This window comes from Rhodococcus gordoniae, from assembly GCF_001646655.1.
GTDB lineage: Bacteria > Actinomycetota > Actinomycetes > Mycobacteriales > Mycobacteriaceae > Rhodococcus > Rhodococcus gordoniae.
Genome location: NZ_LPZN01000028.1, coordinates 62487 through 86663, shown reverse-complemented (window position 1 = coordinate 86663; position 24177 = coordinate 62487). Strand labels below are relative to the sequence as shown.

Genomic DNA, 24177 nt, shown 5'->3' with positions numbered 1-24177 from the left:
CTGCCCTCGCCGCATCTCGCTCCTCACCGGGCACCGGCGTGCCCTCTTCCGACCGGTCAGCTTAGCCAGCGGAATCCTGCGGTTGCAGGGCGTCCCACCCCAGGGCCGTTCCGCCGAGCCGCTGCGCGAGCGAGGCCATGCGCGACTTCTCCTGCGCACAGTGCAGGGCGTCGAGGATCTGGACGCGCTGCAGAATCACGGAAGCACCGCTCACGGCCGTGGGCGGGACGTCCCCGTCACCGGTCCCGGCCACGATGTAGCCGTCCTGGCCGGCCAGCTCCGCGGCCCGGTCCACCGCGTCCGCGGGCAACGCCAGGTGATGCCGGAGAACAGCCTCGTCCTCGGACCGCCACGACGGGCTCGTCCCGGCCCCGCGATCCAGCGCCGTGGAACAGGCTTCGGCGTCGTCGAAGGACGAGACGACCACGACAAGGTCGGCACGGTTCGCGTCGAGCGGCTCGGCGCTCCGCCCCACCAGGGAGCGCAGCCATCCCCGAAGACCCTTTCCGGTACTCATGCACTCACGATCCCACGTGACCTTCCCGACCCTCGGAATTGCTCCGTGCGGCACCCTCCGGAGTGCCTGTCACCGCGCGCCCACCTGGCGAAATTCAGGTTCGAGACCTGCACTGACGCGCCGATTTCGGCCCCGATTGCCCAAGACGTACTACGACGGGTCATACTAGCCAGCGTGACGAGCGCAGTAGGGACTTCAGGATCTGCAATCACACAGCGCGTGCACTCGTTGAACCGGCCCAACCTGGTCAGCGTCGGCACCATCGTGTGGTTGTCCAGTGAGCTCATGTTTTTCGCAGGGCTCTTCGCCATGTACTTCGTGGCACGGGCACAGGCCCCGGAGGGCATGTGGCCGCCCCCGCCCACCCACTTGAACCTGTGGTTGGCGGTACCGATCACCGCGGTGCTGATCGCTTCCTCCTTCACCTGCCAGCTGGGCGTCTTCGCCGCCGAGCGCGGCGACGTCTTCGGCCTGCGACGGTGGTACATCGTCACCCTCGCCATGGGCACCTTCTTCGTGCTCGGCCAGGGCTACGAGTACATCACCCTGGTGAAGGACGGCACGACCATCCCGGGCAGCGTGTACGGCTCGGTGTTCTACATGACCACCGGCTTCCACGGCCTGCACGTCATCGGCGGCCTGATCGCATTCGTGTTCCTGTTGTTCCGCACGAAGGTCAGCAAGTTCACGCCTGCACAGGCCACTGCAGCCATCGTCGTTTCGTATTACTGGCACTTCGTCGACATCGTTTGGATCGCGCTGTTTGCCACGATTTATTTCATCCGTTAGCCAGCTGAACGCCCAGGCAGCCCCCTGACGTCCAGTCCGTCCCGACATAAAAAAAGGGATACAGATGAGTTCATCCCCACCTCTCGCCTCCGAGGGTGACATGCCCGGTCGATCCTCTGCAGCCGATGCTGCGAAGTCCCGCCGCCAGCGCAAGATGCGCCGGCGCGTCACCGGAGCGTTGGTCCTCGCGCTCGGTCTCCTCAGCGCAGGCTTCATCGCCTCCGCGCTGACGCCTGCCCCGCAGGTGGCCACGGCGCAGGACGACCAGAGCGCTCTGATCCGCGAGGGTCAGCAGCTCTACGAGACCTCCTGCGTGACCTGCCACGGCGTCAACCTCCAGGGTGTCCAGGACCGCGGTCCCACCCTCATCGGTGTCGGCGAGGCCGCCGTCTACTTCCAGGTGTCCTCGGGCCGCATGCCGATGATGCGCAACGAGGCCCAGGCCCTGCGCAAGGACCCGAAGTTCGACGCCGCGCAGACCGACGCGCTCGGCGCGTACATCCAGGCCAACGGTGGAGGCCCGACGGTCATCCGCGACGAGAACGGCGAGATCGCCCAGTCGTCGCTGCGCGGCAACGACATCGGACGCGGTTCGGAGCTCTTCCGCCAGAACTGCGCGTCGTGCCACAACTTCACCGGACGCGGCGGCGCGCTGTCGTCCGGCAAGTTCGCACCGAACCTGGATCCGGCCAGCGAGCAGCAGATCTACACCGCGATGCTCACCGGCCCCCAGAACATGCCGAAGTTCTCCGACCGTCAGCTGACGGTCGAGGAGAAGCAGGACATCATCGCGTACATCAAGTCCGCCAGTGAGACGAGGGACCCGGGTGGCTACGGGCTCGGCGGCTTCGGCCCCGGTGCCGAAGGGCCGACCATGTGGGTCGTCGGCATCGTCGCCGTCGTCGGCGCTGCGCTGTGGATCGGAGCAAGGTCATGAGTGGCGGCGAAACGCCGAACAAGCACACGGTCGACGATCTCGACCGGATGAGCCGGGACGACCTCGTCACGCTCGGCACCAACCTCGACGGCGTCGACGTCGCGTTCCGCAAGGACCGGTGGCCCGTCGAGGGCACCCGCGCCGAGAAGCGGGCCGAGCGCAACGTCGCCTTCTGGTTCGCCCTCGCAGGCATCTCGGGTCTCGCGTTCATCGCGATCTACCTGTTCTGGCCGTGGGAGTACCAGGGCATCGGCGAAAAGAACTACGGCTGGTACAGCCTCTACACCCCGATGCTCGGGCTGACCCTCGGTCTGTCGATCCTCGGTATCGGTGTCGGTGCGGTGCAGTTCACCAAGAAGTTCATCCCCGAAGAGGTGTCGATCCAGGATCGGCACGACGGCGGATCCTCCGAGGTCGATCGCAAGACGATCGTCGCCGAGCTCTCCGATTCGCTCGACACGTCGACCCTGCCGCGTCGCAAGCTGATCAAGCGCACTGCCATCTTCGGTGGCGGCGCGCTCGGCCTGGGCCTGATCATGCCGCTCGGCGGCCTGATCAAGAACCCGTGGGCCGAGGGCGACGAGTCGTCGCTGTGGGTGTCGGGCTGGACCCCGCGCTACCCCGGCGAGACGATCTACCTGCGTCGTGACACCGGCCGTCCCCAGGACATCGTCCTCGTGCGCCCGGAGGACCTCGACGCCGGCGGTATGGAGACGGTCTTCCCGTTCCGCGAGTCCGATCGAGGAGACGATCACGCCCTGCTGCAGAGCCTGCGCGGCATCCGCAACGCCGTCATGCTCATCCGTCTGCGCACCGAGGACACCGAGCGTGTCGTCAAGCGCAAGGGCCAGGAGAGCTTCAACTACGGCGACTACTTCGCGTACTCGAAGATCTGCACGCACCTCGGCTGCCCGACCTCGCTCTACGAGCAGCAGACGCACCGCATCCTGTGCCCGTGCCATCAGTCGCAGTTCGATGCACTGGAGTACGGCAAGCCGATTTTCGGTCCCGCTGCTCGCGCACTGCCGCAGCTTCCGATTACAGTGAACGAAGAGGGCTTCCTGGTCGCCAACGGCGACTTCATCGAGGCACTCGGTCCGGCATTCTGGGAGCGTCGCCCGTGAGTACTGCAACCCCGTCCCGCGCCGCACAGATCGGCGAGAATCTCGATTCTCGCTACCATCTGTCCGCCGGCATCCGCCGCCAGATCAACAAGGTGTTCCCCACCCACTGGTCCTTCCTCCTGGGTGAGATCGCGCTCTACAGCTTCATCATCCTGTTGATCTCCGGTGTCTTCCTGACCCTGTTCTTCGATCCGTCGATGGCGCACGTCGTCTACGACGGTGTCTACACGCCGCTGCGCGGTGTGGGTATGTCCCGTGCCTACGAGACGACCCTGAACCTCTCCTTCGAGGTCCGCGGTGGTCTGTTCGTGCGACAGATCCACCACTGGGCAGCCCTGATGTTCGCCGCGTCGATCGTCGTCCACCTGCTCCGCGTGTTCTTCACCGGTGCATTCCGGCGCCCGCGCGAAGCCAACTGGGTGATCGGCTCCCTGCTGCTCATCCTGGCGATGTTCGAGGGCTTCTTCGGCTACTCGCTTCCCGACGACCTGCTCTCCGGTACCGGCCTCCGCGCCGCGTTCTCCGGCATCACGCTGTCGATCCCGATCATCGGCTCGTGGATGCACTGGGCGATCTTCGGTGGCGACTTCCCGGGTGAGCTGATCATCCCGCGCTTCTACGTGCTGCACGTGCTGCTCGTCCCGGGCATCATCCTGGCCCTGATCGCCGCGCACCTCGCGCTGGTCTGGTACCAGAAGCACACGCAGTTCCCCGGCCCCGGCCGCACGGAGCAGAACGTCGTGGGTGTTCGTATCCTCCCGGTCTTCGCCGTCAAGTCGGGTGCGTTCTTCGCGATGACCTTCGCGGTCCTCGCCCTGATGTCCGGCCTGCTGCAGATCAACCCGGTCTGGAACATCGGCCCGTACAACCCGTCGCAGGTCTCCGCCGGATCCCAGCCCGACATCTACATGATGTGGACGGACGGCATGGCGCGTATCTGGCCGGCCTGGGAGCTGTACCTGTTCAACCGGTACACGATCCCGCAGCCGTTCTGGATCGCGTTGATCATGGGCCTCGTGTTCGTCGTTCTCACGGTCTACCCGTGGATCGAGAAGAAGTTCACGAAGGACGACGCGCACCACAACCTGCTTCAGCGTCCGCGCGACGTGCCGGTCCGTACCGGGCTCGGGTTCATGGCCCTTGCGTTCTACGCCGTCGCCACGATCATGTGCGTCAACGACATCATCGCGTACAAGTTCGACATCTCGATCAACGCGACGACCTGGATGGGCCGTATCGGTCTCGTCCTGCTCCCGCCGCTCGCCTACTACATCGCGTACCGGTTCTGCCTGGGTCTGCAGCGCAGCGACCGCCAGGTGCTCGAGCACGGCATCGAAACGGGCATCGTCCGTCGACTGCCGACCGGCGAGTACATCGAGATCCACCAGCCGCTCGGCCCGGTGGACGAGCACGGCCACCCGGTCCCGCTCGAGTACCAGGGTGCCGCGATCCCGAAGCGTATGAACCGCCTCGGCAGTGCCGGCAAGCCCGGTGCCGGCAGCTGGTGGAGCCCCGACCCGGCCGACGAAGCGGCCGCGCTCGAGGCCGCCCACCACGAGGCAGAGCTCGAGCTCCGGAACACGCTCCGCGAGTACCAGGAGCGCGTGCACGGAAACGGCGACGGCGCAGCCCAGCTGCCCGACAAGTCGCACTGATCCGCACCAGCGGCTCGTAACCCGACGGGGCCCCGGACCTTCAGGCGGGTTCACATGATCGTCGCAACACTCTCAACGAGAGGTTGCGACGATCATGTCGTTTACGGAGGACTGCGACCGGTTCGGTGACCAACTGGCACGACTGATCGATGCCGGGATTCCGGTCAAGGAGGCCGCGGCCGCGTTCGGGCTGCCCCGGCAGCGGTGTTACGCGATCTTGAGGGCCATCGGCCGGCCGATGGGTAAGTCCCGCGGCCCGGCCGGCACCGCTGACCGCCGGGTGATCGTGACCGTCTACGAGGAGACGGGCTCGATCACCCGAGCGGCGAAGGCATCGAAGGTGGCGCACTCGGTAGCCCGCCGGATCCTGGTCGACGAGGGACTGGTCCGCACAGGGAAAATCCCGCCGAAAGGCAAACCCGAAGCCAAGCGTCGTTGCCTGAAGTTGATCGAAGCCGGGTGGTCGGCCAGACGAGCAGCCCGTGAGGTCGGGGTCAACGAACGCACCGCACGGGACTGGCGTCAGGGAATCCGGCGCTCGAACAGCAAGCGGATTCATCCCGATGGGCGGGTCGTGGATTACCACCACGGAACCGTCTACACACAGTCTGTGACCAGTGTGGCCTGTGAGGGCAGCGGACGGCCGGCGATCAGCGACCGGTATCTGTCGACCGAGGACCGGATCGTGATCGCCGACGGCCTGCTCGTCGAGGATTCGTTGCGGACCATCGCCGCTCGGATCGGCAAGAACGTCTCGACCGTCTCGCGGGAGGTTCGTCGGCACAGCATCGAGGGCAGGTACCTGCCGTATCAGGCCGATCGGGCCGCCGCTGCCGCCCGGGCGCGGCCGAAGCAGTCCAAACTGGTGGTGAACACGGTCCTGCGGGCAGCGGTCGAGGAAGGCCTGTCCCGGAAGTTGTCGCCGGAGCAGATCTCGCACCGTCTGCGCCGGGATCATCCCGACGACGAAAGTATGCGGGTGAGCCACGAAACGATCTACCAAGCCCTCTACTTCCAAGCCCGAGGCGGGCTCAGAAAGCAAGTGCAACAGGCACTTCGGACCGGTCGAACGAGACGTAAACCGCACCGCGCGGACGGCGAACGGTATCAGCGATTCACCGATCCGATGGTGATGATCAGTGACCGGCCCGCCGAGGTCGCCGACCGTGCGGTGCCCGGACACTGGGAAGGCGATTTGATCACCGGTGAGCTGAACAAGACCGCGATCGGCACCCTCGTCGAACGCACCACCCGCTACACGATGCTGCTGCACCTGCCGAACGGGCACGACGCCGAATCCGTGCGGGACGCGCTCATCGCCGCGATGAAAGACCTGCCCACGCATCTTCGTGGCTCGCTGACCTGGGATCAAGGCGCCGAGATGGCCCGGCACAAGCAGTTCGGTATCGCTGCCGATATGGCCGTGTACTTCTGTGACCCGGCCAGCCCCTGGCAACGCGGCACCAACGAGAACACCAACGGACTGCTGCGGCAGTATTTCCCCAAGGGCACCGATCTGAGTGTCTACAGCCCGGCGGACCTCGAGCACGTCGCCCAGGAGCTCAACGGCCGGCCACGCAAAACGCTCGGCTGGGATACTCCAGCCGAGCGTCTGCGTGATCTAATCACCACCAACTAACAGCGGTGTTGCGTCGACCCCTTGAAACCGCCTCACGGTCCGGGGCCCCGCTCGTCGTTCCGGAACATTCGGAGGCGGAGGCGGTTCTCCCCTCCCCCGCCGGATATCGTCCGGGACGTACGTCTTGACCTTGACACTGTGACAAGCGCTCGAATGGGTCGGCGAAGGAGGTGCCTTCCATGAGCACACATCACGACCCGTTCGTTCGCGTCCCGGCCGGCGCCCTGGCCGCCGAGGACGCCACCGTACGACTGCGCGCAGCACTCGAGCTGGGCACCGCGGCCGATCCTCGTACCGTGACGGCGCTCGTCGAGCGGTGTGCGGTGGAGCCGGACTTCTTCGTCCGCGACATGCTGACCTGGGCACTGTGCCGCCTGCCCGTCGAGGTGACCGTGCCGCGACTACTCGCCGAACTCCGGTCGGACACCACGCAGGCGCGCAGCCAGGCCCTGCACACCTTGTCGAAGATCGGCGACCCGGTTGCGTGGCCGGCAGTGGCGCGCATGGTCCAGGACGAGCACGACGAGGTGGCTCGCGGCGCATGGCGGGCAGCAGTCGCACTCGTCCCGCCAGGGGCGGAAAGCGGCCTCGCTGCCGCTCTCGGCGCCCAACTGGGCCGAGGCGACCACGACCTGCAGCTCAGCCTCGGCCGCGCTCTCGCGGCGCTCGACGAGGCTGCCGTGCCGGTGCTGGCCACGGCGATGGGCAGTCCCGATCCTCGTGTCCGCGCCCACGCCGAGGCCACCGAGCGGATCCGTGTGGATCCCGACAGCGCGTTCGTCCTCTCGCTGGAGACCGCGAAGCGGGTCGCCGCGCTCGGCGCGGACGGGATCCGGGAATGACACGATGCTGATCGGTGAGGTCTCGCGAAGGTCCGGCGTCAGCAGCCGCATGCTGCGCCACTACGACCGCCTGGGCCTCGTGACTCCGACGGGCCGCACGTCGGGCGGTTACCGCGAGTACACCGAGGACGACCTCCGGACGCTGTTCCACGTGGAGAGTCTCCGAAGCCTCGGTCTGTCGCTGAACGAGGTCGGACGCGCGTTGCGGGAACCGGACTTCGCTCCCGCCGAGTTGATGCAGGAGCTGATCCGGCACACGCGGGAGCGGATTGCCGCCGAGACAGAGTTGCTCGCCCGTCTCGACGATGTCGACTCGGCCTCCCCTACAGGGTGGGACGACGTCCTGCGTCTCGTCGCCTTGCTCCGCGCGTTCGAATCCGACTCCGGATCCCGCCGGCAGCAAGCGATCCTGTCCCAGAGCCAGGACGCGACATTGCCCGTCGCCTCGCTGGTCGAGGCGGCCCTGTCGGAGGAGGACCCGTTCGTCGCGGGGGCGTTGCGCTGGTCGCTCGCCCGAGCCGCAGACGCGGTGGAGACTGCACTTCCCGGATTGGCGACGGGGCTGCGGTCGGACGAGGCAGCGGTGCGGCGCCGGGCGATCGCAGCCCTGGCGGAGCTCCGTGTTCCCGAGTCCACGACGCTGCTCGAGGAGGCTCTCGGCGACGATGATGCGAAGGCCCGCGCCATGGTGGCTCTGACGCTCGGGGCGCGGGGTGTGGACGCGGCCGTCCCCGTCCTCGTGGACATGATCGTGGAGGGCCGGTCGGACGTCGAGGCCGCCGAAGTGCTGGGCCGGCTCGCGGATCGGCCGGCCCTCTCCGCGGAGATCGTGCGTTCCGTGCAGCAGGGGCTCGACGGGGCGGACGACGCTCGGGTACGCCTGCGCCTGACGCAGGCACTCGCGGAGATCCCGGGCTCGGCTGCCCGCGATGCTCTCGTGGTCCTGACCACCGACCCGGATCGGACCGTCGCGGCGACCGCGAGTGCCATCCTCGCCACCCGCTGACCGCCGTCGGGCCCACCGGCCGCCAGGACCCGGAAATGTGACAGCTCCCGGAAACGCCACGGGCGCCGCACCCGAAGGTGCGGCGCCCGTGTGCGTCGAGAGAGTCGGCTCAGTGCTTCTCGGGTCCGAGATGGTACTCGAACACCAGTCCGGCGGCTGCGGCGATGATCAGTGCGACTGCGAGGACGATCATCCACGGCTGGTAGAAGGCCAGCGCGATGGCGGCGAAAGCTGCCGCACCGGCGAGCAGGATCGGCCAGTAGCTACCCGCACTGAAGAAACCGAGGTCGCCCGCACCGTCGCTGATCTCGGCGTCCTCGTAGTCCTCGGGACGGGTGTCGAGACGACGTGCGACGAAACGGAAGTAGGTTCCGACGATCAGGGTCAGTCCGGCGGAGAGGACGATGGCCGTCAGGCCGGCCCATTCGATGCCCTTGTCCGACAGCCCGGTGAACGTGCCGTACACGATGGCGACGAGCACGAAGAACACCGTCACGACCTCGAAGAGCTTGGCTTCGATCTTCATATCAGCACTTGTCCTTGTCGGTGGAGGTGGCCGTCACTCGCCTGCGGCGACGGTCGCCGACCGGTCCGTGCGGTCGGTCTTGAACGGAGTCGTCGAGGTAGCGATCGGGCTCTGGCCGATGGCTTCGAGCGCACGAGCGTTCGACAGGCCTTCGCCGCCGTCCTCGACCGGCTTGCGGAGCTCGATGTACCGGGCGAAGTCCTCCGGGCTGACCGCGCGGACCTCGAAGTTCATCATCGCGTGGTAGGTGCCGCACATCTCGGCGCAGCGGCCGACGAACGAGCCCTCACGATCGATCTCGGAGATCTGGAAGACCGGATCGGAGTTGTTCTCGATCGGGTTCGGGTTCACGTCACGCTTGAACAGGAACTCCGGCACCCAGAAGGAATGGATGACGTCGGAGGACGCCAGCTGGAACTCGATGCGCTTGCCGGTGGGAAGAACGAGCACCGGAATCTCTTCGCTGGTGCCGATCGTCTCGATCTTGTCGTAGTGCAGGTAGGACAGATCCTCCGTGGGCTTGCCGTGGATCGGGCCCGGAGCCTCGTGCTCCCCACCCGATTCACCGTGCGCGGTGGACGGGTCGAACGGCTCCTGTGCGACCGCCTCCTCGGCGACCTCGTCGATGCCGTTGTAGGGGGCCGTGCCGTCCTGCAGATCGATCGTCCGGTAACCGAACTTCCAGTTCCACTGGAACGCCGTCACGTCGACGACGACGTTCGGGTTGTCCTCCTTCTCCAGGACGTAGTTCTGGACCACGACCGTGAAGTAGAAGAGCACACACACGGCGACGAACGGCGCCGCGGTGTAAGCCAGTTCCAGAGGCACGTTGTATGCCGTCTGACGCGGGAACTCCGGGTCGTCCTTCCGACGCCGGTAGGCGATGATCACCCAGAAGGTGAGTGCCCACACGAGAATTCCCATGACGAGGGCGGCGACAACCGACCACGTCCACAGTTCACGCATACGCTCGGCCTGAGGAGTGATGCCCTCCGGCCAGCCGAAACGAAGGATTTCTTCGCTCGAGCACCCGGTCAGCACCAAGGCTGCAATGCCGAGTGATGCTGCGAGCCCGAACCGCCGAAGGATCCGACCTTGCGCCACGTTCACGCCTTCCTGATCGCCGCAATTCCACTAGGGCACACCCGGAGGGCCGGCCCAATTACTACGCAGCGTAGACCAAACCCGGGCGCTATCCATCGCCGGGGCACGAAGAAAGTGTCGGGGTGGGCGTTTCGACCGCAAGACCCGGCTCGTGACGTCGGTTTTCTCTTGTGGGCCGGCCGGTCGTCGGTGGCAACCGGGCGCGGCTGCCCGGCATCGGCCGTCTGCGGCATACTTCGATAGAACCAACGCCGGACCCCGAGTGGTAGTTCCCGGTGTCATGCGCGGTGAGGTGTCTCGCGCTGGGCACTCACCGGGGTTCATCGCGACACCCCGACCGGAATGAGGTAACCCACGCGTGTGCGGATTGCTCGGGTTTCTGACCACTGAGGGCACCAGCGACGAGTCCGTCGCGAAGGTGGACGCCGCGATGCACTGTCTGCGCCATCGCGGCCCGGACGAGCACGGCACCTGGCACGACGCCGACCTCGTCTTCGGATTCAACCGCCTGTCGATCATCGACATCGCGCACTCGCACCAGCCGCTGCGCTGGGGCCCGCCGGAGCAGCCGGACCGCTACGCGCTGACCTTCAACGGTGAGATCTACAACTATCTCGAACTGCGCAAGGAGCTCACCGAGACGTTCGGTACCGCCTTCGCGACCGAAGGCGACAGCGAAACGATCGTCGCGGCCTACCACCACTGGGGTGTTCGCGCGGTCCAGCGCCTGCGGGGCATGTTCGCCTTCGCGATCTGGGACACGCACACCCGCGAGTTGTTCGTCGCCCGCGATCCGTTCGGCATCAAGCCGCTGTTCCTCGCGACCGGCACCGGCGGCACCGCCTTCGGCAGCGAGAAGAAGAGCCTGCTCGAACTCGCCGACGTGATCGGCATCGACACCGAGCTCGATCCCCGGGCGATCGAGCACTACACGGTGCTGCAGTACGTTCCCGAGCCCGAGACGCTGCACCGGCGGATCCGCCGCCTGGAGTCGGGCTGCTACGCGCGCCTCACACCCGGCGCCGAACCGGAGATCACGCGGTACTTCCACCCGACCTTCCCGGTCCGGCCGTTCGCCGCCGGCCGGGAGCAGGATCGCTACCGTGAGATCGCCGAGGCCCTCGAGGACTCGGTCGCCAAGCACATGCGCGCCGACGTCACCGTCGGGTCGTTCCTCTCGGGCGGCATCGACTCCACGGCCATCGCCGCGCTGGCGATGCGCCACAACCCGAAACTCATCACCTTCACCGCGGGTTTCGAGCGGGAGGGCTACTCCGAGGTCGACGTCGCGGCCGAATCGGCCGCCGCGATCGGTGCCCGGCACGTGGTGCGGGTCGTCTCCCCCAGGGAGTTCGCCGCGGCGATCCCGGAGATCATCTGGTATCTCGACGACCCGGTGGCCGACCCCGCGCTCGTCCCGCTGTGGTTCATCGCCCGCGAAGCCCGCAAGCACGTCAAGGTCGTGTTGTCCGGTGAGGGCGCCGACGAGCTGTTCGGCGGCTACACCATCTACCGCGAGCCGCTGTCGCTGCGGCCGTTCGAGTTCCTCCCGCCCGCGCTGCGCCGGGCTGCCGGGCAGCTGTCGGAGCGGATTCCGGAGGGCACCCGCGGCAAGAGCCTGCTGCACCGCGGCTCGATGACGCTCGAGGAGCGCTACTACGGCAACGCCCGCAGCTTCAACGACGCGCAGCTGCGGGCGGTGCTGCGCGAGTTCCGTCCCGAGTGGACCCACCAGGACGTCACGGCGCCGATCTACGCGCAGTCGAGCGGCTGGGATCCGGTGGCCCGGATGCAGCATCTCGATCTGTTCACCTGGCTGCGCGGCGACATCCTCGTCAAGGCCGACAAGATGACGATGGCCAACTCGCTCGAGCTGCGTGTGCCGTTCCTGGACTCCGAGGTGTTCCGGGTGGCCTCGCAGGTGCCGTTGGAACAGAAGATTACGAAACAGACGACGAAGTACGCGTTGAGGCAGGCATTGGAGGGCATCGTCCCGCCGCATGTGCTGCACCGCGCGAAGCTGGGCTTCCCGGTGCCCCTGCGGCACTGGCTCGCCGGCACGGAGCTGTTCGACTGGGCGCACGAGGTGATCGCCGAGTCGCAGACCGACCATCTGCTCGACAAGGCTGCCGTCGCGAAGATGCTCGACGAGCACCGGACCGGCCCGATCGATCACAGTCGACGCCTCTGGACGGTGCTGTGTTTCATGGTCTGGCACGGGATCTTCGTGGAGAAGCGCATCGTGCCGCAGATCCAGGAACCGGCCTACCCGGTCGAGATCTGACGGTCACGACGAGACACGGCCGCGAGCTCCCTCACCGGGGCTCGCGGCCGTTCGTCGTTCCGGTCCGCTGTCAGGCGCCGAGAACCGCACCGATCTCGTCGGCGGCGGCGGTGCCGTAGGCGTCGGTGAGACGCTTGAGAGCGTCGGTGCGGTCGAAGGTCCATTCCTGGGTGCCGGTGGTCTCGAGGACGTGTACCGCGACCAGCGAGCCGAGCTGCGCGGCGCGTTCGATGCTCAGGCCGGAGCGGTGGCCGAGCAGGAAGCCGGCGCGGAAGGCGTCGCCGACACCGGTGGGGTCGACCTTGGCGCGTTCGGGCACCACACCGACCTGCACCGTGTTGCCGTCGCGGTCGACGACCTTCGCACCGTCGCCGCCGAGGGTGGTGATGCGCATCCCCACTTTCGCCTGCACCTCGTCCTCGGTGAGCCCGGTCTTCTGCAGTAGCAGTCCCCACTCGTACTCGTTGGTGAACAGGTACTCGGCGCCGTCGATGAGCTGTTCGGTCTCCTGGCCGTTCAGGCGGGCGAGCTGCTGGGACGGGTCGGCGACGAACGGAATCCCGAGCCGGCGGCACTCCTCGGTGTGCCGGATCATCGCGTCGGGATCGTTGGCACCGACGAGCACCAGGTCGACGCCGTGCTTCTCCACCACGTCCGCGATCGAGATCTCACGGGCCTCGGACATGGCGCCGGGATAGAACGAGGCGATCTGCGCCATATCCAGGTCGGTGGTGCACACGAAGCGCGCGGTGTGAGCGGTGTGCGAGATCCGCACGGACGAGCAGTCGACTCCGTGGTTCTCGAGCCACGTGCGGTACTCGGTGAAGTCGGCACCGACGGCGCCGACGAGCACCGGCGTTCCGCCGAGGACGCCCATCGCGAACGCGATGTTGCCTCCCACTCCGCCGCGCCGGACGACGAGGTCGTCGACGAGGAAGCTCAGGGAGATGTGCGCGAGCTGGTCGGCGAGCAGCTGCTCGGCGAACCGGCCGGGGAAACGCATGAGGTGGTCGGTGGCGATGGAACCGGTCACGGCGATGGTCACGTGGCTGAGCCTTTCCGCGGATGTCGGGTGGTGTGGCTGCTCACACGGAGAGCCGTAGCGGTCCCACGGTACTACCGCGGACACGACGGAACCCCGGCGCCGTGAAGCGCCGGGGTTCCGAAGTGCGTCCTCAGTTGAACGAGTCGCCGCAGGCGCACGACCCCGTGGCGTTCGGGTTGTCGATGGTGAAGCCCTGCTTCTCGATGGTGTCGACGAAGTCGATCGACGCACCCTCGACGTACGGCGCACTCATCCGGTCGACGGCGAGCGTCACACCGGCGAATTCCTTGGTGAGGTCTCCGTCCAGCGTGCGATCGTCGAAGAACAGCTGGTACCGCAGACCGGCACAGCCTCCGGGCTGCACGGCGATACGCAGAGCGAGGTCGTCGCGGCCCTCCTGATCGAGCAGTGCCTTCGCCTTCGCAGCGGCGGCCTCGGTCAGGATGACGCCGTGAGTATCGGTCTCTTGCTGCACAGTCATGGGCGCTCCCTGTCGTTCGTGTCGAAACCCGATGGTTCAACGGTACCGCGCCGGAATCTATTCCTCGTGGACGAGTTGCGCCGAGCGTGGTATGGCACGCGGATTTTCCGCTTCTCTCCACTATCCCATAGCCTGGTGGTGTGAAGTTGCTACGCCGCGGTGGTTCCGACGACTCCGCCGATCACCAGGTTCCTGCGACCGAGGACTCCCCGGCCGCGACTCCCGACGACTCCGCGGCCGCGAAAGCGACCGCCGGCAAAGGGCGCCCGACGCCCAAACGGCGCGACGCCGAGAGCCGCCGTCGCGGTCCCGTCGCTCCCGCTCCCCTGACCGCGAAGGAAGCACGCGAGCGGCGTAAGGCCGCGCGCAAGTCGCAGAGCAAGGACGAGCGCAAGGCTGCCGCAGCGCAGCGCCGCGCCGATGCCTCCGAGCGCCGCAACCGGATGCTTGCGGGCGAGGAGAAGTTCCTGCTCCCCCGCGACCGCGGCCCGGTGCGCGCCTACGTGCGCGATCTCGTCGACAGCCGGCGCAATCTCGTCGGACTGTTCATGCCGCTCGCGCTCGTGCTGATCATGTCGATGTTCCTCGGCCCGGTGGTGCAGCAGTACGTCACCCTCGCGATGTTCGTGATGATGCTGCTGATGGTCATCGAGGGGATCTACCTCGGGCGCATGGTCAACAAGAAGGTGCGCGAGCGCTTCCCGGATTCGACGGACGGCGGCTTCGGGCTCGGCTGGTACGCCTTCGTACGTGCCTCCCAGATCAAGAAACTGCGTGCGCCGCTCCCCCGGGTCGGTCCGGGCGACGCCGTCTGACGCGGTGCACCGTTCGGTTGTGAGGCGCTCCGCACGCGCCCGGCGGTAGCCACCGGATCTCGGCCGCGGCCTGCATGTCCTGCGACATGCGGTGCCGCGGCCGAGTCGTCTCCGCGACGAAGGCCACCCGGAAGTGGCAGCAATGACGCATATCGTCGAATTCCTGCCGGTGAGGGTCGATTGATAGCGTTCTGGCGTGAATATCCGTCCGAGAGGTGACCTGTGACCAGCGGTTCCGATTCCCCCGCCGACGTCGAGTTCCCGCGCGTCGACCTGCCCGATCTCGAAGCACGCGTCGCCGCCGAGGAGCGTCAGCGGGATCTGACGAAACCCGCCGGGTCTCTCGGGCGACTCGAGGATCTCGGGTGCTGGGTCGCGGCCTGTCAGGGCGAGGTCCCGCCTCACCCCTTCCGCCGACCGCGGGTCGTGGTCTTCGCAGGCGACCACGGTGTCGCGCGCCACGGGGTCTCGGCCTATCCACCGGAGGTCACCGCGCAGATGGTCGCGAACCTGTCCGGGGGTGGCGCCGCCGTGAACGTGCTCGCCGCAGCCGCCGGGGCAGGCGTGCGGGTCGTCGACATGGCGGTCGAGAGCGACACCTCCCCCGAGGTGTCCGCGTTCAAGATCCGGCGCTCGAGCGGCAGCATCGACCGCGAGGACGCGCTGACCCACGACGAGACCGTCCGCGCGATCGAAGCCGGCCGCACGCTCGCCGACCGCGAGGTCGACGAGGGCGCCGATCTGCTCGTCGCGGGTGATATGGGGATCGGGAACACCACTCCCGCAACCGTTCTCATCGCCACTCTCACCTCCACCGAACCCGTGGCCGCGGTCGGCCGCGGCACCGGCGTCGACGACGCGGGGTGGATGCGCAAGGTCACCGCGATCCGCGACGCCATGTGGCGCGCCCGGCCGCACGTACGCAATCCCGTCGCGTTGCTCCGCGTCGCCGGGGGCGCGGACTTCGCCGCGATGGCGGGATTCCTCGCGCAGGCCGCGGTCCGCCGGACGCCGGTGATCCTCGACGGCGTCGTCGTCACCGCCGCCGCGATGGTCGCCGAGGAACTCGCACCCGGCGCGGCACGCTGGTGGGTGTCCGGTCACCGGTCGGCCGAGCCCGCGCACGACATCGCGCTGCGACACCTCCGCCTCGAACCGATCGTCGATCTCGGTATGCGTCTCGGTGAAGGGTCGGGTGCCGTGACGGCACTTCCGGTTCTGCAGGGTGCGGTCGCAATTCTCTCGCAGATGGCGACCTTCTCCGAAGCGGGCGTGAGCACCCGTGACGAGATCATCCCGGCGGCCACCGACTGATGGTCCGCGCCTGGCCGGCCGGGGTCGCGCTGGCCCTGTCGTGGTTGACGGTCCTGCCCGCACGGGGTCCCGCCGAGATCGATCGGACGGTCGCCGGACGCGCCATCTCTGCGGCGCCGATCGCCGGTGCCCTTCTCGCTGCCGCGGCCGCGACCGTGTGCGGGCTTGGCTCGGCCGTCGGTGCGCCACCCCTGGTGACGGGCCTGTTGTGCGTCGGTGCGCTCGCGGTCGGTACCCGCGGGATGCACGTCGACGGCCTGAGCGACACCGCCGACGGCCTCGGTTGTTACGGCCCGCCCGAGCGGGCGCGCGAGGTGATGCACAGCGGCGGCGCCGGTCCGTTCGGCGTCGTGGCACTCGTCGTCGTCCTCGGTCTGCAGGCCGCTTCGTTCGGTGCGCTCGCCGACACGCACGCGTGGTGGGCGGTCGCCTTCGCGGTCTTCACCGGACGTGTCGCGGTGGTCGTGGCATGCCGACGCGGGGTGCCCGCCGCGCCCGGCAGCGGCTTCGGCGCGCTCGTGTCGGGCACCCAGGGTGTCGTGCCGGTCGCACTGTGGCCGTTGTCGGCCGTGGTGCTGTCGGTCGTGTGCCTGCCCGGTCCGGTCTGGGCCGGGCCGCTCGTGGTGATGGTGGTGCTGGTCGCGGCGGTGGTCTTCGCCCGGCACTGCGTCGCGCGCTTCGGGGGCATGAACGGGGACGTGCTCGGCGCGGTCTCCGAGGGCACGGTCGCCGCCGTGGCGGTGGCGGCGGCGAGCCTGCTGTAGATCGCATTCCCTCCGGAAACGACGCAAGGGTGCTGCCGGAGTCCGGCAGCACCCTTGCGATGGTGGCTACGTCACTTGCGCAGTGTCGTCATCCATCCGTGAGTGTCGGCGAAGGTGCCGCGCTGGATGCCCGTCAGGGTGTCGCGCAGGGCCATCGTGATCGGGCCGGGCTCGCCGTCGGCGATGGTGAACTCGCCGTCCTTGTCCTTGACGCTGCCGACCGGCGTGATGACCGCCGCGGTACCGCACGCGAACACCTCGGTGATCTCACCGCTCGCGGCCTTCTCGCGCCACTCGTCGGTGCTGATGCGCCGCTCCTCCACCGCGAGACCGGAGTCCTTGGCGAGGGTGAGCAACGAGTCGCGGGTGATGCCCGGGAGCAGCGAGCCGGACAGCTCCGGGGTGACCAGGCGCGCGTCGGCGCCGGACCCGTACACGAAGTACAGGTTCATGCCGCCCATCTCCTCGACGTACTTGCGCTCGATGGCATCGAGCCAGACCACCTGGTCGCAGCCCTGTTCGGCCGCGTGCGCCTGCGCGACGAGCGACGCCGCATAGTTGCCGGCGAACTTCGCGGCGCCGGTGCCGCCCGGTGAGGCACGCACGTACTCACGGGAGAGCCACACGTTGACCGGCTTCACGCCACGCGGAAAATAGGCACCCGCCGGGGACGCGATGACGAGGAACGTGTACTCCTTCGCGGGCCGCACGCCGAGAGCCGGCTCGGTCGCGAAGGCGAAGGGACGCAAGTAGAGGGAATCCTCGCCGCCCGCGGCCGGAACCCACTCGTTGTCGACCTCCACCAGCTCGGTGATCGCCTGCACGAACAGCTCCGGCGGCAGGTACGGCATCGCGAGCCGCTCCGCGGACCGGTTCATGCGCGCGGCATTGGCGGTCACGCGGAACGACGCGATGCTGCCGTCGGCCTGCCGGTAGGCCTTGAGACCCTCGAAGATCGCCTGCCCGTAGTGCAGGACCATCGCGGCCGGGTCCAGGGAGATCGGGGCGTACGGCTCGACTTTCGCGTCGTGCCAACCGATCCCGTCGGTGTAGGTGATCGACACCATGTGATCGGTGAAGTACTGCCCGAAACCGGGATTCGACAGAACCTCCTGGCGCCGCTCCGCAGAGCTCGGTGAAGGATGCTGGACGCGGGCGAATTCGAGGACACCTGTCATGGAGGACAATGGTACAACCGCCTGCAGAAGCCCTATCTGGTGTGGTCCTCGACGAACGGCGGAGCCACCACTTCGGCGCGCAGCGACCGTCCGCGCACGTCCACGCTCACTTCGTCGCCGGGTGCGAGTCCGGCGGCGGTGTCGAGGAGTGCGAGGGCGATGCCGATCTTGAGGGTCGGCGAGAAGGTTCCCGAGGTGGTCCGGCCGACCTCGGCACCGTCGCGCAGCACCGTCAGATCCTGACGCAGGACACCGCGGTCGAGCGCCCGCAGGCCCCACAGTGTCCGTGCCGGGCCTGCCTCCTTCTCGCCGAGCAGGGCGTCGCGGCCCCAGAACTGCGGCTTCTTCCAGCCCACGGCCCAGCCGACCCGCGCCTGGAGCGGGGAGATGTCCACGGACAGTTCGTGTCCGTGCAGCGCATAGCCCATCTCGGTGCGCAGGGTGTCGCGGGCACCGAGACCCGCGGCCTGCCCGCCCTGGGCACGGACGGCCTCGAGCAGGGCACGGAAGACGCGCTCGGCGTCGTCCCAGCGAGGCAGCACCTCGAAACCGCGCTCACCGGTGTATCCGCTGCGGCACACCCGCACCGGAGCACCCTCGTATCCGGCGTCGGCGAACCCCATGTAGGCGATGTCGGTGGGCAGTCCCAGCGCTTCGAGGACGTCGGCGGACCTCGGCCCCTGGACGGCGAACACCGCGTGGTCCCGATGCTGGTTCGTCACAGTGACGCCCGCGGGCACCGCCGCGGACAGCATCTCGACGACCGTGGCCGTATTGGCCGCGTTGGGAACGAGGAAGAGTTCGTCGTCGGAGACGTAGTAGACGATCAGGTCGTCGACCACACCGCCGCTCTCGGTGCAGCACAGCGTGTACTGCGCCTTGCCGGGAGCGATCCTGGAGAGGTCGTTGGTGAGGGTCGTGTTCAGGAACTCCGCGGCGCCCGGCCCGGCGACGAGCGCTTTGCCCAGGTGGCTGACGTCGAACAGGCCCACCGTCTCGCGCACGGCCGTGTGCTCGGCGACCGTCCCCGCGTAGGAGACGGGCATCTCCCAGCCGCCGAACGGAGCGAATGTCGCGCCGAGTTCGACGTGCACGGCGTGGATGGGCCCCTGCTTCAGTTCCTCGTCACTCATGGCGTACGACGCTATCCCACCGCCATCGTGTCCGACAGCGACGTCCGGCGTCGGTGTCATTAGGGTCGATGACATCGAGGCGATCCCCTCGCACCGAACGACGCCACACGCGAACGACTCGCTCGTTCCCGATCAGCTCCAAGGAGATGCCCTGTGAGTGCACCCACTCCCGATCTTCCCGAACTCGTTCTCGCCGGTTCGGTATCCGAGCGAGCCGATGTACTCGTGATCGGACTGACCTCCGCCGACGGCACCCCCGAGATCCTCGCGGGTGACGCACCGGTCGACGAGGCGGTTCTCGGTGAACTGCTCGACAACCTGGTCGCCGTGGGCGCGACGGGCCGCAGCGAAGAACTCACGCGGGTGCCGGCACCCGCGTCGCTGCCCGTGGCGAGCGTCCTCGCCGTCGGTCTCGGGGATGCCGACAAGATCGACGCCGAGCAGGTCCGCCGTTCCGCCGGTACCGCAGCACGCGTACTGACAGGTGTGGAGACGGTCGCGACCACGCTGTCCGCCGTCGACCTCGGTGCCGCGGCGGAAGGGTTCGCGCTCGGCGCCTACACCTACACCGAGTTCCGGTCGGAGAAGTCCGCGCCGAAGGAGGATGCCCGGCCGGTCGCGCGGGTGGAGCTGCTGGTGCCGTCGACCCGCGACCGCGACGCCAAGTCCGCCCTCACCCGCGCCACCGCGATCGCCGAGGCCGTCGCGACGGCCCGGAACTTCGTGAACACCCCGCCCAGCCATCTGTTCCCGGCCGAGTTCGCCGAGCGGGCGAAGGCCCTCGGCGAGGCCGCCGGGCTGAAGGTCGAGGTCCTCGACGAGAAGGCACTCGAGAAGAAGGGCTTCGGCGGCATCGTCGGCGTCGGCAAGGGATCGTCGCGTCCCCCGCGTCTCGTGCGCCTGTCCTACTCGTCGAAGAAGCGCAAGGCTCCGAAGGTCGCCCTCGTGGGCAAGGGCATCACCTTCGACACCGGCGGCATCTCCATCAAGCCCGCCGCCGGTATGGAGGCGATGACCTCCGACATGGCCGGTGCCGCCGCGGTGATCGCAACCGTCGTGCTCGCCGCGAAGCTCGGTGTCGCCGCCGATGTCACCGCCACCGTGCCGATGGCCGAGAACATGCCGTCGTCCACGGCGCAGCGGCCGGGCGACGTGCTGACCCAGTACGGCGGAACCACCGTCGAGGTCATCAATACCGATGCCGAGGGTCGCCTGATCCTCGCCGACGCCATCGTGCGCGCGTGCGAGGACGATCCCGACTACCTCGTCGACACCGCGACCCTCACCGGCGCCCAGATGGTCGCCCTCGGCACCCGGACCCCGGGCGTCATGGGTCACGACGAGTTCCGCGACCGCGTGGCCGCGCTGTCCCAGGAGGTCGGGGAGAACGGCTGGCCGATGCCCTTCCCGAAGGAACTGCGCGGCGATCTCGAGTCCCGTGTGGCCGACCTCGCGAACGTCTCCCCTCACCGGTGGGGAGGCATGCTCACGGCCGGCATCTTCCTGAAGGAGTTCGTCCCCGAGGGTGTGCAGTGGGCCCACATCGACGTCGCGGGCCCGGCGTTCAACACCGGTGGACCGTTCGGTTACGTCGGTAAGGGTGGCACCGGTGTGCCCGTGCGCACGATGCTCGCCGTGATCGAGGACGTCGCCGCCAACGGATGATCGCCCACACCGGTCCTCTTCCGGAGGTCTCACCCGAGGCAAGGGAGAGGACCGGTGTGATCGGCAACAGCCGAACCCCCGGTGTGAAGTGACCCGCCCCTCCCCGAACGTCACCGAAAGATAGGTGCAAGGATGGGTGTGGCCATGCCCCGCCGGTATCGGCCCGACCGAACACGTGAACCAGCAGGCACGGGGTCCCTGCCCCGCGCACAATGGTCAACGACCACACAATGGTCGGCGACCACGAGTCGGTACAACTCAACACACACGAACACAACCGTCGAGGAGTCAACAGACATGGCCTTCTCCGTCCAGATGCCAGCGCTTGGTGAGAGCGTCACCGAGGGAACTGTCACGCGATGGCTCAAGCAGGAAGGAGACACGGTCGAAGTCGACGAGCCCCTGCTCGAAGTCTCCACGGACAAGGTCGACACCGAGATCCCGTCGCCTGCCGCCGGCGTGCTGGTCAAGATCGTCGCCCAGGAGGACGACACGGTCGAGATCGGTGGCGAACTGGCCGTGATCGGTGACGCCGGGGAGGAAGCCGGCGACGGCTCCGCACCCGCCGCCGAAGAGGCACCGGCCGAGCAGGCTCCCTCGGAGGAACCCGGCGCCGAATCCGCTCCCGCGCAGCCCGCTTCCTCGGGTGGCAGCGGCGACGGCACCCCCGTCACCATGCCGGCACTGGGCGAGTCGGTCACCGAAGGCACCGTCACCCGCTGGCTCAAGGCCGTCGGCGACGAGGTCGCCGTCGACGAGCCGCTCCTCGAGGTCTCCACCGACAAGGTCGACACCGAGATCCCCTCTCCCGTCGCCGGCATCCTCACCGAGATCACCGCGCAGGAGGACGACACGGTCGAGGTCGGCGGACAGCTCGCCGTCATCGGTTCCGAAGCTCCCGCTCAGCAGTCCGCTCCGGCCCAGCAGTCCGCTCCCGCCGAGCCGGCACCGGCCGTCGAGCCGACCACCGCGCCGTCGGAGGAGGCCGCTCCGGCTCCGTCCGAGCCTGCGCAGCCCGCTTCCTCGGGTGGCAGCGGCGACGGCACCCCCGTCACCATGCCGGCACTGGGCGAGTCGGTCACCGAAGGCACCGTCACCCGCTGGCTCAAGGCCGTCGGCGACGAGGTCGCCGTCGACGAGCCGCTCCTCGAGGTCTCCACCGACAAGGTCGACACCGAGATCCCCTCTCCCGTCGCCGGCATCCTCACCGAGATCACCGCGCAGGAGGACGACACGGTCGAGGTCGGCGGACAGCTCGCCGTCATCGGTTCCGAAGCTCCCGCTCAGCAGTCCGCTCCGGCCCAGCAATCCGCTCCCGCCGAGGAGAAGCCTGCGCCGAAGCAGGAGGCCCCGAAGCAGGAAGCTCCGAAGCCCGCCGCCCAGCAGCAGGCGCCGAAGGTCGAGCAGGCCACCCCGGCACCCGCGCCGAAGCCCGTCGGTACCGCGGCTTCGACTCCGAAACCCGCGCCGCAGGAGGAGTCCACCCCGAGCGGTGCGACGCCGTACGTCACCCCGCTGGTCCGCAAGCTCGCCTCGCAGCACGGTGTGGACCTGTCCGCGGTGAAGGGCACCGGTGTGGGCGGCCGCATCCGCAAGCAGGACGTCCTCGCCGCCGCCGAGGGTGGCACGGCCGCCGGCGCCGAGCAGAAGACCGCTGCTCCCGCCGGTCCGGCTCCGGGTGTCCGTCCCGAGCTCGCCAAGCTGCGCGGCACGACCCAGAAGGTCAACCGCATCCGCCAGATCACGGCGAAGAAGACCCTCGAGTCGCTGCAGACCTCCGCGCAGCTCACCCAGACCTTCGAGGTCGACGTCACCAAGATCGCTCAGCTGCGCGCACAGGCGAAGAAGACGTTCTCCGAGCGCGAGGGCGTCAACCTCACCTTCCTGCCGTTCTTCGCGAAGGCCGTCGTCGAGGCGCTGCGGGCGCACCCGAACATCAACGCCTCCTTCGACGACAGCAAGAAGGAGATCACCTACCACGCGGCCGAGCACCTCGGCATCGCCGTGGACACCGAGCAGGGTCTGCTCTCCCCGGTGATCCACAACGCCGGCGACCTGTCGCTGGCCGAGCTCGCCCGCGCGATCGCCGACATCGCCGAGCGTGCCCGCAAGGGTGGTCTCAAGCCCGACGAGCTGGCCGGTGGCACCTTCACCATCACCAACATCGGTAGCCAGGGCGCGTTGTTCGACACCCCGATCCTCGTGCCGCCGCAGGCCGCGATGCTCGGTACCGGCGCGATCGTCAAGCGTCCCGTCGTGGTGAACGACGAGACCGGCAACGAGTCGATCGGTGTGCGGTCCATGTGCTACCTGCCGCTCACCTACGATCACCGCCTGATCGACGGTGCCGACGCAGGTCGCTTCCTCAAGACGATCAAGCATCGTCTCGAGGAGGGCGCCTTCGAGTCCGAACTGGGACTGTAGGTCCGGGATCCGGACGACGATCCGGACGACATCCGCGGGGGCATCACCGACCAGGTGGTGCCCCCGCGGCGTCCCCGCACCGCGGGTGCTCACGCCGTACCGCGCGGCGTAGAGTTCAGGAACATGAGCGATCCCTCGTCTTCCGCCCGCTCCGACTCGGCTCCCGTCGCTGTCGCGCGGCTCGGAACCATCGGCTATCTCGAGGCCTGGGAGAAGCAGCGCGAACTCGCGAACGAGCGCGCCGACGGCATCGGCGCCGACACCCTGCTGCTGCTCGAACACCCACCCGTCTACACCGCCGGGCGCCGGACCGAGGACGGCGACCGGCCCACCGACGGCACCCCCGTCATCGACGTCGACCGCGGCGGCAAGATCACCTGGCACGGTCCGGGCCAGCTCGTCGGCTATCCCATCGTCAAGCTCGCCGAACCCGTCGACGTGGTCGGTTACGTGCGCCGCATCGAGCAGGGCCTGATCCGTGTGTGCACCGACATGGGCCTGACGTGCGGCCGTGTGGACGGACGGTCCGGCGTGTGGCTTCCCGCCGAACTGCGCGACGGGCACTGGCTCCCCGAACGCAAGATCGCCGCGATCGGCATCCGGGTGCAACGCGGGGTCGCGATGCACGGGTTCTCACTCAACTGCAACTCGACTCTCGACGCGTTCGACTCGATCGTCCCGTGCGGTATCCGCGACGCCGGGGTCGCGTCGCTCACCGGCGAACTCGGCCGGGAGGTCACCGTCGACGAGGTGATCCCCGCCGTCACCGAAGCCGTCATCGCAGCGCTCGACGGCCGAATCCCCGTGACCGACTGCGACATCGACCGGGTCACCTTCGAGCAGGCCGTCGGTGCGTCCGGAATTCCCACCACCACCCCGGAATTCACGACGCGCCGGTTCTGAGGGCGGTCGCACCCGCCGGATCCGGGCAGGAC

At 68.2% G+C, this 24177-nt stretch carries 21 protein-coding genes; 14 read left to right on the top strand and 7 right to left on the bottom strand.

Annotated features, from left to right (window positions below):
* Positions 1-61: 61 nt before the first annotated feature.
* On the bottom strand, positions 62-517 hold the full coding sequence (locus tag A8G18_RS12715; RefSeq protein WP_064064157.1) for a hypothetical protein: 456 nt from the start codon (positions 515-517) through the stop codon (positions 62-64).
* Between the two features lie 174 nt (positions 518-691).
* On the opposite strand from A8G18_RS12715, the gene ctaE reads away from it, so the two are divergent.
* The 7 genes from ctaE to A8G18_RS12680 all read left to right on the top strand — a co-directional run bounded on the left by ctaE (position 692) and on the right by A8G18_RS12680 (position 8509).
* On the top strand, positions 692-1306 hold the full coding sequence (ctaE, locus tag A8G18_RS12710; protein WP_026003317.1) for an aa3-type cytochrome oxidase subunit III: 615 nt from the start codon (positions 692-694) through the stop codon (positions 1304-1306).
* A 100-nt stretch (positions 1307-1406) separates the two neighbouring features.
* Entirely contained in the window at positions 1407-2243 is an 837-nt protein-coding gene (gene qcrC / locus A8G18_RS12705; protein WP_177519037.1) for a cytochrome bc1 complex diheme cytochrome c subunit, read from the top strand.
* Positions 2240-3367 (top strand): cytochrome bc1 complex Rieske iron-sulfur subunit, encoded by a 1128-nt coding sequence (gene qcrA, locus A8G18_RS12700; RefSeq protein WP_064064176.1) that lies wholly within the window; start codon positions 2240-2242, stop codon positions 3365-3367. The genes qcrC and qcrA overlap by 4 nt, the downstream gene beginning before the upstream one ends.
* On the top strand, positions 3364-5022 hold the full coding sequence (gene qcrB / locus A8G18_RS12695) for a cytochrome bc1 complex cytochrome b subunit (RefSeq protein ID WP_064064155.1): 1659 nt from the start codon (positions 3364-3366) through the stop codon (positions 5020-5022). The genes qcrA and qcrB overlap by 4 nt, the downstream gene beginning before the upstream one ends.
* Positions 5023-5470: 448 nt before the next feature.
* Complete coding sequence (locus A8G18_RS12690; protein WP_167352093.1) at positions 5471-6661, top strand: IS30 family transposase; 1191 nt, start codon at positions 5471-5473, stop codon at positions 6659-6661.
* A 179-nt stretch (positions 6662-6840) separates the two neighbouring features.
* Positions 6841-7503 carry a HEAT repeat domain-containing protein gene (locus A8G18_RS12685; RefSeq protein WP_064064153.1) on the top strand — a complete coding sequence of 221 codons (663 nt, stop codon included), beginning with the start codon at positions 6841-6843 and terminating at the stop codon, positions 7501-7503.
* Positions 7504-7507: 4 nt separating this feature from the next.
* Entirely contained in the window at positions 7508-8509 is a 1002-nt protein-coding gene (locus tag A8G18_RS12680; RefSeq protein ID WP_064064152.1) for a MerR family transcriptional regulator, read from the top strand.
* A 109-nt stretch (positions 8510-8618) separates the two neighbouring features.
* Here the strand turns inward: A8G18_RS12680 and A8G18_RS12675 are convergent, their stop codons facing one another.
* Both A8G18_RS12675 and ctaC read right to left on the bottom strand, forming a co-directional pair.
* On the bottom strand, positions 8619-9035 hold the full coding sequence (locus A8G18_RS12675; protein ID WP_064064151.1) for a cytochrome c oxidase subunit 4: 417 nt from the start codon (positions 9033-9035) through the stop codon (positions 8619-8621).
* Positions 9036-9068: 33 nt separating this feature from the next.
* Positions 9069-10145 carry an aa3-type cytochrome oxidase subunit II gene (gene ctaC / locus A8G18_RS12670; RefSeq protein ID WP_084421760.1) on the bottom strand — a complete coding sequence of 359 codons (1077 nt, stop codon included), beginning with the start codon at positions 10143-10145 and terminating at the stop codon, positions 9069-9071.
* Between the two features lie 352 nt (positions 10146-10497).
* Between ctaC and asnB the strand changes: the two genes are divergently transcribed.
* A complete protein-coding gene (gene asnB / locus A8G18_RS12665; RefSeq protein ID WP_064064149.1) occupies positions 10498-12423 on the top strand; it encodes an asparagine synthase (glutamine-hydrolyzing) in 1926 nt (641 codons plus the stop codon).
* A 70-nt stretch (positions 12424-12493) separates the two neighbouring features.
* On the opposite strand, the gene A8G18_RS12660 is transcribed toward asnB, so the two are convergent.
* On the bottom strand, positions 12494-13468 hold the full coding sequence (locus tag A8G18_RS12660; protein ID WP_064064148.1) for a carbohydrate kinase family protein: 975 nt from the start codon (positions 13466-13468) through the stop codon (positions 12494-12496).
* A 130-nt stretch (positions 13469-13598) separates the two neighbouring features.
* A complete protein-coding gene (locus A8G18_RS12655; RefSeq protein ID WP_006554400.1) occupies positions 13599-13949 on the bottom strand; it encodes a HesB/IscA family protein in 351 nt (116 codons plus the stop codon).
* Between the two features lie 140 nt (positions 13950-14089).
* Between A8G18_RS12655 and A8G18_RS12650 the strand changes: the two genes are divergently transcribed.
* From A8G18_RS12650 to A8G18_RS12640, 3 genes are all read left to right on the top strand, one after another.
* Positions 14090-14764, top strand: a complete 675-nt coding sequence (locus A8G18_RS12650) for a DUF3043 domain-containing protein (protein ID WP_064064147.1) — start codon at positions 14090-14092, stop codon at positions 14762-14764.
* Between the two features lie 222 nt (positions 14765-14986).
* Positions 14987-16078 (top strand): nicotinate-nucleotide--dimethylbenzimidazole phosphoribosyltransferase, encoded by a 1092-nt coding sequence (gene cobT / locus A8G18_RS12645; protein ID WP_064064146.1) that lies wholly within the window; start codon positions 14987-14989, stop codon positions 16076-16078.
* Positions 16078-16842 (top strand): adenosylcobinamide-GDP ribazoletransferase, encoded by a 765-nt coding sequence (locus A8G18_RS12640; RefSeq protein WP_064064145.1) that lies wholly within the window; start codon positions 16078-16080, stop codon positions 16840-16842. Before cobT ends, A8G18_RS12640 begins: the two co-directional genes overlap by 1 nt.
* Before the next feature lie 71 nt (positions 16843-16913).
* Here the strand turns inward: A8G18_RS12640 and A8G18_RS12635 are convergent, their stop codons facing one another.
* Both A8G18_RS12635 and gcvT read right to left on the bottom strand, forming a co-directional pair.
* Positions 16914-18020, bottom strand: a complete 1107-nt coding sequence (locus tag A8G18_RS12635; protein WP_016934737.1) for a branched-chain amino acid aminotransferase — start codon at positions 18018-18020, stop codon at positions 16914-16916.
* 32 nt (positions 18021-18052) lie between these two features.
* Positions 18053-19153 carry a glycine cleavage system aminomethyltransferase GcvT gene (gcvT, locus tag A8G18_RS12630; RefSeq protein ID WP_064064144.1) on the bottom strand — a complete coding sequence of 367 codons (1101 nt, stop codon included), beginning with the start codon at positions 19151-19153 and terminating at the stop codon, positions 18053-18055.
* A gap of 153 nt (positions 19154-19306) precedes the next feature.
* Between gcvT and A8G18_RS12625 the strand changes: the two genes are divergently transcribed.
* The 3 genes from A8G18_RS12625 (at position 19307) to lipB (ending at position 24145) form a co-directional block, all read left to right on the top strand.
* The gene (locus A8G18_RS12625) at positions 19307-20818 is read left to right on the top strand and encodes a leucyl aminopeptidase (protein ID WP_064064143.1); all 1512 of its coding nucleotides are present in this window, start codon (positions 19307-19309) and stop codon (positions 20816-20818) included.
* A gap of 297 nt (positions 20819-21115) precedes the next feature.
* Positions 21116-23242 carry a 2-oxoglutarate dehydrogenase, E2 component, dihydrolipoamide succinyltransferase gene (gene sucB, locus A8G18_RS12620; protein WP_084421758.1) on the top strand — a complete coding sequence of 709 codons (2127 nt, stop codon included), beginning with the start codon at positions 21116-21118 and terminating at the stop codon, positions 23240-23242.
* A gap of 123 nt (positions 23243-23365) precedes the next feature.
* Entirely contained in the window at positions 23366-24145 is a 780-nt protein-coding gene (gene lipB, locus A8G18_RS12615; RefSeq protein WP_064064142.1) for a lipoyl(octanoyl) transferase LipB, read from the top strand.
* Positions 24146-24177: the final 32 nt, after the last annotated feature.